Origin of the sequence: Noviherbaspirillum aridicola (assembly GCF_019656455.1) — a bacterium.
In the GTDB taxonomy this organism is placed as follows: Bacteria; Pseudomonadota; Gammaproteobacteria; order Burkholderiales; family Burkholderiaceae_D; genus Noviherbaspirillum; species Noviherbaspirillum aridicola.
This window is the reverse complement of record NZ_BPMK01000018.1, coordinates 79,079-91,526: the sequence shown is the minus strand read 5'-3', so window position 1 is coordinate 91,526 and position 12,448 is coordinate 79,079. Positions and strand designations below refer to the sequence as shown.

10 protein-coding genes are annotated in these 12,448 nt (G+C 66.0%); 7 read left to right on the top strand and 3 right to left on the bottom strand.

Translation table 11 applies throughout. The features are described from left to right. Positions 1–18: 18 nt before the first annotated feature. Positions 19–999, top strand: a complete 981-nt coding sequence (egtD, locus tag NCCP691_RS18385) for an L-histidine N(alpha)-methyltransferase (protein WP_220810043.1) — start codon at positions 19–21, stop codon at positions 997–999. Beyond that, complete coding sequence (egtB, locus tag NCCP691_RS18380) at positions 996–2,228, top strand: ergothioneine biosynthesis protein EgtB (RefSeq protein WP_238482492.1); 1,233 nt, start codon at positions 996–998, stop codon at positions 2,226–2,228. Before egtD ends, egtB begins: the two co-directional genes overlap by 4 nt. A 21-nt stretch (positions 2,229–2,249) precedes the next feature. On the opposite strand, the gene NCCP691_RS18375 is transcribed toward egtB, so the two are convergent. Further along, positions 2,250–2,723 carry a GNAT family N-acetyltransferase gene (locus tag NCCP691_RS18375; RefSeq protein WP_220810019.1) on the bottom strand — a complete coding sequence of 158 codons (474 nt, stop codon included), beginning with the start codon at positions 2,721–2,723 and terminating at the stop codon, positions 2,250–2,252. Between the two features lie 94 nt (positions 2,724–2,817). On the opposite strand from NCCP691_RS18375, the gene senA reads away from it, so the two are divergent. Next, entirely contained in the window at positions 2,818–4,023 is a 1,206-nt protein-coding gene (senA, locus tag NCCP691_RS18370; RefSeq protein WP_238482491.1) for a selenoneine synthase SenA, read from the top strand. Positions 4,024–4,117: 94 nt separating this feature from the next. On the opposite strand, the gene NCCP691_RS18365 is transcribed toward senA, so the two are convergent. Further along, a complete protein-coding gene (locus NCCP691_RS18365; protein ID WP_220810018.1) occupies positions 4,118–5,512 on the bottom strand; it encodes a DEAD/DEAH box helicase in 1,395 nt (464 codons plus the stop codon). A 347-nt stretch (positions 5,513–5,859) separates the two neighbouring features. After that, the gene (gene fabI, locus NCCP691_RS18360; RefSeq protein WP_220810017.1) at positions 5,860–6,642 is read right to left on the bottom strand and encodes an enoyl-ACP reductase FabI; all 783 of its coding nucleotides are present in this window, start codon (positions 6,640–6,642) and stop codon (positions 5,860–5,862) included. A gap of 303 nt (positions 6,643–6,945) precedes the next feature. Between fabI and NCCP691_RS18355 the strand changes: the two genes are divergently transcribed. From NCCP691_RS18355 to NCCP691_RS18340, 4 genes are read left to right on the top strand one after another with little or no spacing between them, the layout of a single operon-like run. After that, positions 6,946–8,748: an extracellular solute-binding protein gene (locus NCCP691_RS18355; RefSeq protein WP_220810016.1), complete on the top strand. Its 1,803-nt coding sequence runs from the start codon at positions 6,946–6,948 to the stop codon at positions 8,746–8,748. Beyond that, positions 8,745–9,806, top strand: coding sequence for a microcin C ABC transporter permease YejB (locus NCCP691_RS18350; RefSeq protein WP_220810015.1), 1,062 nt, complete (start codon positions 8,745–8,747; stop codon positions 9,804–9,806). The genes NCCP691_RS18355 and NCCP691_RS18350 overlap by 4 nt, the downstream gene beginning before the upstream one ends. Next, a complete protein-coding gene (locus NCCP691_RS18345; protein ID WP_220810014.1) occupies positions 9,803–10,840 on the top strand; it encodes an ABC transporter permease in 1,038 nt (345 codons plus the stop codon). Before NCCP691_RS18350 ends, NCCP691_RS18345 begins: the two co-directional genes overlap by 4 nt. Next, the gene (locus tag NCCP691_RS18340; RefSeq protein WP_220810013.1) at positions 10,837–12,432 is read left to right on the top strand and encodes an ABC transporter ATP-binding protein; all 1,596 of its coding nucleotides are present in this window, start codon (positions 10,837–10,839) and stop codon (positions 12,430–12,432) included. The genes NCCP691_RS18345 and NCCP691_RS18340 overlap by 4 nt, the downstream gene beginning before the upstream one ends. Positions 12,433–12,448 lie beyond the last annotated feature (16 nt).

The window sequence follows — 12,448 nt, the reverse complement described above, 5'->3', positions numbered from 1 at the left end:
CTGACCGAGCCCATGTCCATGACACTTATCGCGGAGCGGCCGACCGCCGGCTTCCTGCAGCTGTACCAGAAGGACGACGACGCACTGCGCACGGAACTGAGCGAGGGCCTGCTCGCGCCGCAGGCCGCGACCTCACCCAAGTTTCTCTACGACGCGCTCGGGTCGAAATTGTTCGAAGCGATCTGCGAATTGCCCGAGTACTACCCGACGCGCACCGAGGCGGCCATCTTCGACACGCACCTGTCCGACATCGTGGAATCGGCCGGGCAGGGCGGGGTGCTGATCGATCTCGGCGCCGGCAATTGCGCGAAGGCCGCCCGGCTGTTCCCGGTGCTGCGCCCGCGCGATTACGTGCCGGTCGACATCTCGGTCGACTTCCTGCGCGGCGCCGTCGAGGGGCTGCGGCAGCGCTTCCCGCGGATCCGCATGACGGGACTGGGCATGGATTTCTCGCGTTCGCTGGCGCTGCCGGCCTTCGTCCCGGAGGACGGGCGGCTTTTCTTTTACCCCGGTTCCTCGATCGGCAATTTCGCCCCGGAGCAGGCGCTGTCCCTGCTGACCGCGATGCGTACCGCCTGCGGGGACGACGGCGGCCTGCTGATCGGCGTCGATCTGGCCAAGGATGCCCGGCTGCTCAATGCCGCCTACGACGATGCCCTCGGCGTGACCGCCAGCTTCAATCTCAATCTGCTGCGTCATCTCAACGGCCTGCTCGGCGCCGACTTCGACGTGCGCGACTGGCGGCACCGCGCCTTCTGGAACCCCGCGCAGGGCCGGGTCGAAATGCACCTCGAGGCGCGCCGCCATGTGGTGGTCCGCTGGCAGGGAGGCCAGCGCCACTTCCGCGAAGGCGAGCGCATTCATACCGAGAACAGCTACAAGTACACCCGACAGGGCTTCCTGCAGCTGCTGGAGCGCGCCGGCTTCCCGGCCGCGCGCACCTGGACGGACGAGCGCGAGTGGTTCCTGGTATGCCACGCGCGCGCAGCGAGGGGATGATGCAGGAGACCATTGCCCGTTACCGCAGCGTGCGCGCGCGGACCGCGGAGCTGGCCGCGCCGCTGTCGCAGGAAGACTGCTGCGTGCAGTCGATGCCGGATGCCAGCCCGGTCAAGTGGCACCTGGCCCATACCACCTGGTTCTTCGAAACCTTCATCCTCGAGCGCCGCGAAGCCGGTTTCCGGGCCTTTCATCCGGCCTTCCGCGTGCTCTTCAATTCCTATTACAACGGCGTCGGCGACAAGCACCCGAGGCCGCAGCGCGGACTGCTTACCCGGCCGTCGCTGGACGAAGTCCTCGCCTATCGCGAGCAGGTCGACCGGCGCATGCTGCGGCTGCTCGAGCAGCGGCAGGATGACGGCGATCTCGCCGCGCTGGTGGAGACCGGCCTGCAGCATGAACAGCAGCACCAGGAGCTGATCCTGACCGACGTCAAGCACCTGCTGTCGATGAATCCGCTGCTGCCTGCCTACTCGACCAACGCCATGACGCCGGCGCCGCCGGCGCAGCCGCTCGCATGGCAGGAGTACGACGCCACGCTGGCCGCCATCGGGCATGAAGGCGACGCGTTCTGCTTCGACAATGAACTGCCCCGGCACCGCCAGTTCCTGGAGCCGTTCGCGATCGCATCGCGCCTGGTCAGCAACGCGGAATTCCTCGCCTTCGTGGAGGCCGGCGGCTACCGCGAACCGTCGCTCTGGCTCTCGGAAGGCTGGGACTGGGCGAGGGCGAACGGCCTGCATCATCCGCTTTACTGGCGGCAGGAAGACGGACGCTGGAGCGAGTTCACCCTGCACGGCGAGCAGCCGCTCGACCCGCACCGGCCCGCCGCGCATCTCTCCTTTTTCGAGGCGGACGCCTACGCGCGCTGGGCCGGCGCCCGGCTGCCGACCGAGGGCGAGTGGGAGCTGGCGGCCGCCGGTGTCCGGGACCATGGCCGGCCTGCGCTGCATCCGCCCGGGGGCGGACGGGAAGGCCTGTCGCAGTGTTTCGGCCAGGTCTGGCAATGGACGGGCAGCAGCTACGCCGCGTACCCCGGATACCGTCCGCAGGAGGGTGCTCTCGGCGAATACAACGGCAAGTTCATGAGCAATCAGTACGTGCTGCGCGGGTCTTCCTGCGCCACGCCCGAGGGCCATGCCCGCATCACCTACCGCAACTTCTTCCCGTCCGGCGCACGCTGGCAGTTCACCGGCCTGCGTCTCGCCAGGTCGCTACAGAAAAAGTAACGGCGTGCTCCGGGGGCGGGGTCAGCCGGCCACCCGCAGGCTGTAGTGATAAAACCCCTGTTCCCGCTCGTATCCCTGCGCCTCGTACAACTTCTGCGCCGGATTGTCGTGCGCGGTCGAGAGTTCGATGCGCAGGGCGCCGCTGGCGGCGGCATGCGCCCTGGCCGCTGCCAGCAGCGCGCGGCCCGCGCCGGAGCCGCGCGCGTCCGGCGTCACGAACAGGTCATTGAGGACCCATATCCTGCGCGCCGCCACCGACGAAAACGACGGGTACAGCTGGGTGAATCCGAGCGCGCGGCCGTCATCGCTCTCGGCGATGAAGATGACCGATTCCAGCAGCGCCAGCCGCTCGCTGACGAAGGCCAGCGCAAGCGCTGGGTCGGGCGCCTGTCCATAGAACTGCCGGTAGCCGTCGAACAGCGGCGCGATCGCCGCCGCATCGGCCAGGGCCGCCTGGCGCACCGCTACGCGGGTGTCTTTCTCTGCATGCTGCATCGGAATCTCCTGAAAAACCGGGCCGCTAAAGTAGCATGAAAGCATTTCCCGCGCGCGCTTGGCTTTTTGCGCCGGCGAGGCCGATAATGTGCCCATGCCTCATCCCTCCCTTTCGATGCATTACGCCTTCCGCACGGCCAACCGGCATGAGCTGGCCGATGCCCTGAAGGAAGCCCGCGAATACACGCTCGCCTTGCTTTCCTGCTACGCGGCGGCGGGCCGCGACGCGCAGGTGCCGGCACTGCCATGGATCAATCCGCCGCTGTGGGAGCTGGGCCACATCGCCTGGTTCGCCGAATGGTATGTCCTGCGCGAGGCGGATTCCGACCGGCCCGGGGCGGCGAAGCGCACCTCCATGCTGACCAAGGGCGACGACTGGTTCGACCCGGCCACGGTGACGCATCGCAGCCGGCGGTCGCTCGACCTGCCGTCCGCCGGCGCGCTGCGCACCTACTGCAATGAAGTGCTCGACCGCGTGGTCGACAAGCTGAGCCGCTGCGGCGACGATGACGACAGCCTGTACCCGTTCCGGCTGGCCCTGGCGTATGAAGACATGCGCGCCGAAGTGCTGGCCGAGGGCCTGCAGGCGTTTTCCATCCCGCTGACATCCTCGCTGGCCGCCTATCCGATACCGTCGTGGGCCCAGGGCGAAATCCGCTTCCCGGGCGGAACGATCGCCATGGGCGCGGAAGCGGGGCAGCCGGGCTTCGTATTCGACAATGAGAAGTGGGCGCACCAGGTCTACGTGCCGTCGTTCACCATGGATTCCACGCTGGTCTCGAACGCCCAGTACGCCGAGTTCGTCGCCGACGGCGGCTACCAGCACGCGCAGTTCTGGACCCGTGCCGGGCAGGCCTGGCTGATGACGAACGACCGCTCCGCGCCGCGCGACTGGCAACGCGAAGGCAAGACATGGCTGTGCCAGCGCTTCGGCCGCCTGATCGCCCTGCCGCTGCATGAGCCGGTGCGCCACCTCAGCCTCTACGAGGCGCAGGCCTGGTGCAGCTGGGCGGGCCGCCGCCTGCCGACCGAGGCCGAATGGGAATACGCGGCGCTCTCGGGCCATCCTGCCCTGCGCCGCAACGACCTGTGGGAATGGACCTGCTCGCCTTTCGAGCCCTATCCGGGCTTCGCGCCCGACGCCTTCAGCCGGTATTCGGAACCCTGCTTTTCCAGCCACCAGTCGGTGCGGGGCGCCTCCTTCGCCACCCCGCAACGCATGCAGTCCCTGAAATTCCGGCGTTTCTGCCTGCCGGAAGAGGACCACATGTTCATCGGCTTCCGCAGCTGCGCGCTGTAATGAAAAACGGCCGCCGGGTTGCCCCGGCGGCCGTTGCCGCTTTCATTCTGGACGGCGCGGGGCATGAATGCCCGGCGGTCGTCCGCCACTGCGATCAGCGATCGCCGTAGGAACGGCGTCCGCCGCCGTTGTCGCCGAAATGCGAACCCTTGTTGAAGCCGCCATCCTTGCGCGGCGCGCCCGGCTTGGCAAAGCTGCGCTGGCCCGGCTTGGCGCCAGGACGACGGCTGTCGCCCGGTTTCCAGCCGCCCGGCTTGCGGTCGCTGCGCGGCGCGCTCTTCTTCGGCTCCAGGCCCTCGATCACATCGACCGGGATCAGCTGCTTGGTAAAGCGCTCGATCCGCTTGATGTTGATGTTTTCCGAGTGGTTGACGAGCGAGATCGCGAGACCCTTGCGGCCGGCGCGGCCGGTACGGCCGATGCGGTGCACGTAGTCTTCCGGGAATTTCGGCAGGTCGAAGTTCACCACGTGGGTGATGCCCGGCACGTCGATGCCGCGCGCCGCCACATCGGTCGCCACCAGCACCCGCACATGGCCGCGGCGCAGCGCGTCGAGGGTGCGGTTGCGCGCGCCCTGGTGCATGTCGCCATGCAGGGCGGCGGCGGCGAAGCCGTTGATGTTGAGGCGGTCGGCGATGGTGTCCGCGTCGCGCTTGGTCGCGGTGAACACCACGGCCTGGTCGATCGACGTATCGCGCAGCAGATGGTCCAGCAGCTTGTTCTTGTGCGACAGGTCGTCGACGAAGTGCACTTTCTGCTGAATGTTTTCATGCTTGGTCGCCGCGCTGGCGATCTGGATCACCAGCGGATCGCGGGTGATGCGGCGCGCCATGTTGCCCACCACGCCGTCGAGCGTGGCGGAGAACAGCATCGTCTGGCGGTTTTCCGGCGTGGCTTCCACGATCTTCTCGATATCCTCGATGAAGCCCATGTCCAGCATGCGGTCGGCTTCGTCGAGCACCAGGATTTCCAGTTGCGAGAAATTGATCTTGCCCGACTCCATGTGGTCGATCAGGCGTCCCGGCGTCGCCACCAGGATTTCCGGATTGCGCGACAGCAGTTGCATCTGCTTCGGATACGGCATGCCGCCCAGGATGGACACGGCGCGCACGCGGCGCACATAGCTGCCGTACTTGGTGGTCGCGGTGGTGACCTGCATGGCCAGTTCGCGCGTCGGCGTCAGCACCAGCATCTTCGGCTGGGCCGGCTGGAAGCGCGGACGCTCGCCGCGGGAGCGCGCGGCCTGCCGCTCCTGGTTCGGGGTGCGGGCGGCGGCCTGTGCGGGCTGTTCCGCTTCCGCGAATTTATGCAGAGCCGGCAGCATGAAGGCCGCCGTCTTGCCGGAGCCGGTCTGCGACGAGACCAGCAGATCGCGGCCTTGCAGCGCCGCGGGGACCGCCTGTTCCTGTACCGGGGTAGGCTTGGTGTAGCCGGCTTCGTCCAGGGCTTTGATGATGGACGCGTGCAGGCCGAGTGCTTCAAATGTCATTGTGTTTCTTTCTTCAGAGTCAACGCCGCGACTTCATCGACATGGGCCGGCATGGGCGCATGGATGACGAGGTTACGGACGCGGTAAAAAGCAACGCCAACCAACGAAACAGCTGAGAAATCTTGTGAGAAATTTCGGCACAGAAGCTTTGCGCCGGGACGGTGCCTGAAAAAGAGGCGACACCAAAAGGCGGGAGGGCTTTGTCGTTTGACGCTATGGGGTTTGCGATGCTGCTCGGTGCAAGCTGTGTTTTGCTGCACAAGCGGCGATTATACAGGCGATCCGGAAACGCTGCCGGACTTAATTGCATCCGCATGCCGGGGACGCCGGCATGCGGACGGCGGGGCTTATTCCTGGGGTGCGTACATCACGTGCGAGAAGCCGCCGTCGACATAAGTGATCTCGCTGGTGATGCCCGAGGAGAGATCGGACAGCAGGAAGGCCGCCGTGTTGCCGACATCCTCGATGGTCACGTTGCGGCGCAGCGGCGCGTGGGCGGCGACGATGCCGAGCAGCTTGCCGAAATCCTTGATGCCGCTGGCGGCCAGGGTCTTGATCGGGCCCGCGGAAATGCCGTTGACGCGGATCCCCTTCGGGCCGAGCGATTCCGCCAGATAGCGCACGCTGGCTTCGAGCGAGGCCTTGGCCAGGCCCATGGTGTTGTAGTTGGGCGTGGCGCGCACCGAACCCATGTAGGTGAGGGTCAGCAGCGAGGCATTCGGGCTCAGCAGCGGCAGCGCGGCCTTGGCCATTGCCGGGAAGCTGTAGGCCGAGATGTCGTGCGCTATATGGAAGGACTCGCGCGACAGGCCCTCGAGGAAGTCGCCCATGATCGCGTCGCGCGGCGCGAAGCCGATCGAATGCACGAGGCCGTCGAGCTGGGACCAGGACTTGCCCAGGTCGGCGAAAAGATTGCTGATCTGTTCATCGCTGCTGACGTCGCACTCGAACACCAGGTCGCTGCCGAACTCCCTGGCGAATTCGGTGATGCGGTCCTTGAAGCGCTCGCCCACATAGGTGAACGCGAGGTCGGCGCCTTCGCGCTTGCAGGCCTGGGCGATGCCATAGGCGATCGAACGGTTGGACAGCAGGCCGGTGATCAGGATTTTTTTGCCTTGGAGGAAAGCCATGAGGACTCCGAATGAATGGGTAGGTCGGGTCGCGGAAAAGGGCCGGGGGGTGGCCCGGCGCCGCTTTTTCCGCTGCCGTTTTGCGAACTGGGCAAGATTGTAGGGAGACTTGCGGGCGACGGCAACTTTTGCGTTGGCGCAGGAGGCCATGCCGAAAACGGTCCGGCGGTCAATTGCCATGATAAAACCGGGAAGTGCGTGCAACGGCGGGCATTTCTTCCGATCAGGAGGAAAACGGCTGCCGGCGGCAAGCCTTTGGGTACAATAGTCCGCGAACCGCATTCTTTCCGACCTGACTGGCGCATGCGCAAATTCCTCACCTCGATACTGGTCTGCTGCCTTCTTCCCGCCGGCAATGCCTTCGCCGCCCACGCATTTGCGATGTACGACGAGCCCAAGTATCCGGCCGGATTCAAGCACTTCGACTATGTGAACCCCGACGCGCCCCGCGGCGGCGAGCTGTTCCTCGCCAACCCCGACCGCCGGACCAGCTTTGACAAGTTCAATCCGTTTTCGCTCAAGGGCGTGGCCGCCGCCGGCGTGTCCAACCTCATGTTCGAGAGCCTGACCACCGGTTCGGCGGACGAGGTCGCCACCATGTACGGCCTGCTGGCGGAAGACATGACGCTGGCGCCGGACCGCATGTCGATCACCTTCCGGCTCAATCCCAGGGCCCGCTTCAACAACGGCGACCCGGTGCTGGCCGCCGACGTCAAGCACTCCTACGACACCCTGCTGGCCAAGGGCGCGCCGCAGTTCAAGATCCTGTTCGCCGACGTCAAGCAGTGCGTGGTGGTCGACGAGCGCACGGTGCGCTTCGATTTCAAGACCCTCAATCGCGAGCTGCCGCTGATCGTCGGCGGCGTGCCGGTGTTTTCCCGGAAATGGGGCGCCGGCACGAGTTTCGACAAGATACAGCTGGAGCCGCCGATCGCGACCGGTCCCTATCTGATCGACCGCTACGACGTCGGCCGCTCGATTTCCTACAAGCGCAATCCCGACTACTGGGGCAACGACGTGCCGTCGCGGCGCGGCATGTTCAACTTCGGCCGCATCACTTACCGCTTCTACAAGGATGACGTGGCCCGGCTGGAAGCCTTCAAGGCGGGCGAGTTCGACGTCGTGGTGGAATACAGCGCCAAGAACTGGTCGCGCGCCTACATCGGTCCCAAGTTCACCAGCGGCGAGATCGTCAAGCGCGAGCTGCCGCATTCCAACGTCGCCGGCATGCAGGGCTTCGTGATGAACCTGCGGCGCCCGCAGTTCCAGGATATCCGGGTGCGCAAGGCGCTGGCGCTGGCGCTCGACTATGAATGGATGAACCGCCAGCTGTTCTACAACCAGTACCGGCGCATCTATTCCTTCTTCAACAACAGCGAACTCGCCGCCACCGGGCTGCCGTCGCCCGACGAGCTCAGGCTGCTCAAGCCGCTGGGCGATGCGATCGACCCCGAAGTGTTCGGCCCCGCCCCGGTGCCGCCGACCACCGATCCGCCGTCCTCGCTGCGGGAGAATCTGCTCAGGGCGCGCGAACTGCTCCGGCAGGCCGGCTGGGAATACCGCGACGGCGCGCTGCGCAATGCCAGGGGCGAGCCCTTCGTGTTCGAGATCCTCGACGACCAGTCGGCGCTCTCGCGCGTGATCAGCGTGTACGTGCGCAACCTGGAAAAACTCGGCATCGAGGTCCACCAGCGCACCGCCGACTATGCGCTGGTGCAGAAGCGGATGGAAGAGTTCGATTTCGACATGACCAGCATGCGCTTCGGCGACACCAACAGCCCGGGCAATGAGATGTTCGACATGTTCGGCTCGCGCGCCGCGGACGAGAAGGGATCGAGCAACTACTGGGGCCTGAAGGACCCGGCGGTCGACAAGCTGGTGCAGGCGCTGGTGTCCGCCGAAACCAAGCCGCAGCTCGTGGCCGCCGCGCGCGCGCTCGACCGCGTGCTGCTGCACAAGTCCATCGTCGTCACCCACTGGTTCTCGTCCACCCACCGGGTGGCCTACCGCAACCGCTTCGGCATACCCGAGAAAATGCCGCTCTATTACGCCGCCGATCCGTACGTGATCTCCATGTGGTGGCAGCAGAAGGCGAGGGAGCAATGAACATCTGGTCCTATATCGGCAAGCGGGTGCTGCTGATGATCCCGACCCTGTTCGGGGTGATCGCCATCACCTTCGCGGTGATCCAGTTCGTCCCCGGCGGCCCGGTCGAGCAGGCGCTGATGGAGCTGCGCAAGGCGCAGACCGGCGGCGGCGAAGCCAGCGGCGGCGGAGCCACCGGCTACCGCGGCAGGCAGGGCGTGGATGCCGAGCGGGTCAAGGAGATCCAGGCGCTGTACGGTTTCGACAAGCCGCCCGCGGAGCGCTTCTGGCAGATGCTCAAGGGCTTCGTGACCTTCGACCTCGGCCAGAGCTTCTATCATCACAAGGATGTGTGGGGACTGGTGAAGTCCAAGCTGCCGGTCTCGATCAGCCTCGGGCTGTGGACCTTCTTCCTGACCTATTTCATCTCGCTGCCGCTGGGCATCGCCAAGGCGGTGCGCGAGGGCAGCCGCTTCGACGTCGCCACCAGCATCGCGGTGCTGGTCGGCTATTCCATTCCCGGCTTCGTGCTCGGCGTGTTCCTGCTAGTGCTGTTCGGCGGCGGCAGCTTCGTGCAGTGGTTCCCCCTGCGCGGCCTGACCTCGGACAACTGGGAGCAGCTGTCCTGGTTCGGCAAGATCACGGACTATCTGTGGCACATCACGCTGCCGGTGGTGGCGTCGGTGGCCGGCTCCTTCGCCGTGATGACGATGCTGACCAAGAACACCTTCCTCGAAGAGATCCGCAAGCAGTATGTGCTGACCGCGCGCGCCAAGGGCCTGAGCGAAAAGGCGGTGCTCTACAAGCATGTGTTCCGCAATGCGCTGATCCCGCTGGTGACCGGCTTCCCCGCCGCCTTCATCGGCGCCTTCTTCGCCGGCAGCCTGCTGATCGAGACCCTGTTCTCGCTCGACGGCCTCGGCCTGCTGTCCTACGAGTCCGTGATCCGGCGCGACTACCCGGTGGTGATGGGCACGCTCTACCTGTTCACGCTGATCGGCCTGGTGGTCAAGCTGATCGGTGACCTTTGCTATGTCTGGGCCGACCCGCGCGTGCAGTTCGAAAGCCTGAGCCGATGAAAATACAAAATCCTTCCGTCTCACCCGGCCGCCGCGTCTGGCTGCGCTTTCGCCAGAGCCGCCGCGGCTACTGGAGCCTGATCATCTTCTCGGTGCTGTTCGTGCTCAGTCTCGGCGCCGAGCTGATCTCCAACGACAAGCCGCTGGCGGTGCGCTACAACGGACAGATCCTGTTCCCGATCTTCACGACCTACTCCGAAAAAGCCTTCGGCGGCGATTTCGAGACGCCGGCCGATTATCTCGATCCCTTCATCCAGGACCAGTTCAGGAAGGACGGCAACTGGGCGATCTATCCGCTCAACCACTACCGTTTCGACACCCTGAACTACTTCGCCAAGGCGCCCAATCCGGCACCGCCCTCGGCGCAGAACTGGCTCGGCACGGACGACCGCGGCCGCGATGTGTTCGCGCGCCTGCTGTACGGCTTCCGCATTTCGGTGCTGTTCGGGCTGGCGCTCACCATCACCGGCGTCATCCTCGGCATGCTGACCGGCGCCATCCAGGGCTACTTCGCCGGCAAGGTCGACCTGTTCTTCCAGCGCTTCATGGAGATCTGGGGCTCCATGCCCGAGCTTTACCTGCTGATCATCTTCGCATCGATCTTCCAGCCCAGCCTCGGCCTGTTGCTGGTGCTGCTGTCGCTGTTCGGCTGGATGGGGCTGTCCGACTATGTGCGGGCCGACTTCCTGCGCAACCGCAATCTCGACTACGTGCAGGCCGCGCGCGCGCTCGGCCTGTCCAACGGCCAGATCATCTGGCGCCACGTGCTGCCCAACAGCCTGACGCCGGTGGTGACCTTCCTGCCGTTCCGCATGAGCGCGGCGATCCTGGCGCTGACCAGCCTCGACTTCCTCGGCCTCGGCGTACCGCCCAACACGCCGAGCCTCGGCGAGCTGCTGGCCCAGGGCAAGAACAACCTCGACGCCTGGTGGATCGCCACCTCGACCTTCGTGGTGCTGACCGCGACCCTGCTGCTGCTGACGAACATCGGCGATGCCCTGCGCAATGCGCTCGACGTGAGGAGGGCGGCATGAGCCTGGTCGATGTGCAAGGCCTGTCGGTCGCCTTCGGCGGCAATACGGTGGTTCATGACGTCAGCTTTTCGATCGCGCCGGGCGAGAAGTTCGCGCTGGTCGGCGAATCCGGCTCGGGCAAGACGGTGACCTCGCTTTCCATCCTGCGGCTCAACCAGGATGCCCGCTATGGCGGCCGCATCCTGTTCGAGGGCGAGGACCTGCTGCGGCGGCCCGAGCGCGCGATGCGCAGCGTGCGCGGCAAGGACATCGCGATGATCTTCCAGGAGCCGATGACCGCGCTCAATCCGCTGTTCACCATCGGCAACCAGATCGCCGAAGTGCTGATGCTGCACGAGGCGATAAGCGCCAGGACGGCCGCGCAACGGACCATCGAACTGCTGGAAAAAACCGGCATTCCCGAGCCGGCGCGGCGCGCCCAGGCCTTTCCGCACCAGCTGTCGGGCGGCCAGCGGCAGCGCGCGATGATCGCGATGGCGCTGGCCTGCCGCCCGAAGCTGCTGATCGCCGACGAGCCGACCACCGCGCTCGACGTCACGATCCAGGTGCAGATACTGGAGCTGCTCAACCAGCTCCAGCGTGAAGACAACATGGCGGTGCTGATGATCACCCACGACCTCAACCTGGTCCGGCATTTCGCCGACCGGGTCGGGGTGATGGAGCAGGGCCGCCTGCTCGAGACCGCGCCCACCGACGAGCTCTTCGCGCAGCCGCGCGAGGCCTATACCCGCAAGCTGCTCGCCAGCCGCCCGCAGCGCGTCGTCGATCATCCCCGCGAGGCGGCGCAGCCGGTGCTCACCGCGCGCGGCGTGCGGTGCAGCTTCGATATCAAGACCGGCTGGTTCAGCAAGAAGTGCTTCGTCGCGGTGGACAATGTGGACCTGCAGCTGCGTCCGCACGAGACCCTGGGCATCGTCGGCGAGTCCGGTTCCGGCAAGTCCACGCTCGGCATGGCCCTGCTGCGCCTGTCGCAGGCGAAGGTCGATGGGGACATCTCCTTCATCGGCCATCCGGTCAGCACGATGCCCTCGTCGCAGCTGCGTCCGCTGCGGGCGAAGATGCAGGTGGTGTTCCAGGACCCGTTTGCCTCGCTCTCGCCGCGTCGCACGATCGAGCAGACGGTCGGCGAGGGGCTGGCCCTGCACCAGCCGCAGCTCGGCAAGGAAGGCGTGCGCGCCGCGGTCGCCGAGGCACTCGCCGAGGTCGGCCTGGCGCCGGAGATGATGAACCGCTATCCGCACGAGTTTTCCGGCGGCCAGCGGCAGCGCATCGCGATTGCCCGCGCGCTCGTGCTCAAGCCCGAGGTGATCCTGCTGGACGAGCCGACGTCCTCGCTCGACGTCTCGGTACAGCAGCAGGTGCTGTTGCTGCTGGCCGAACTGCAGCGAAAATACGGCCTCGCCTATATCTTCATCAGCCACGACCTCGCGGTGATACGCGCGATGGCGCACCGGGTGATGGTGCTCAAGGATGGCAAGGTGGTGGAAAGCGGCCTGACGGAAGACGTGATGTCGAATCCGTCGCAGCCGTATACGCAGCGCCTGCTGGCGGCCGCGACTTACTCGACGCTCAGCCGCGCGACGGCAGGCTAGGGAGGCGGGAGCGGCG

What these genes read in the sequence shown, in the direction of transcription:
- NCCP691_RS18365 (WP_220810018.1), bottom strand. Translation starts at nt 5,512, where the DNA reads ATGACATTTGAAGCACTCGGCCTGCACGCGTCCATCATCAAAGCCCTG.
- NCCP691_RS18350 (WP_220810015.1), top strand. Translation starts at nt 8,745, where the DNA reads ATGAACATCTGGTCCTATATCGGCAAGCGGGTGCTGCTGATGATCCCG.
- senA (WP_238482491.1), top strand. Translation starts at nt 2,818, where the DNA reads ATGCCTCATCCCTCCCTTTCGATGCATTACGCCTTCCGCACGGCCAAC.
- NCCP691_RS18375 (WP_220810019.1), bottom strand. Translation starts at nt 2,723, where the DNA reads ATGCAGCATGCAGAGAAAGACACCCGCGTAGCGGTGCGCCAGGCGGCC.
- NCCP691_RS18345 (WP_220810014.1), top strand. Translation starts at nt 9,803, where the DNA reads ATGAAAATACAAAATCCTTCCGTCTCACCCGGCCGCCGCGTCTGGCTG.
- egtB (WP_238482492.1), top strand. Translation starts at nt 996, where the DNA reads ATGATGCAGGAGACCATTGCCCGTTACCGCAGCGTGCGCGCGCGGACC.
- fabI (WP_220810017.1), bottom strand. Translation starts at nt 6,642, where the DNA reads ATGGCTTTCCTCCAAGGCAAAAAAATCCTGATCACCGGCCTGCTGTCC.
- egtD (WP_220810043.1), top strand. Translation starts at nt 19, where the DNA reads ATGACACTTATCGCGGAGCGGCCGACCGCCGGCTTCCTGCAGCTGTAC.
- NCCP691_RS18355 (WP_220810016.1), top strand. Translation starts at nt 6,946, where the DNA reads ATGCGCAAATTCCTCACCTCGATACTGGTCTGCTGCCTTCTTCCCGCC.
- NCCP691_RS18340 (WP_220810013.1), top strand. Translation starts at nt 10,837, where the DNA reads ATGAGCCTGGTCGATGTGCAAGGCCTGTCGGTCGCCTTCGGCGGCAAT.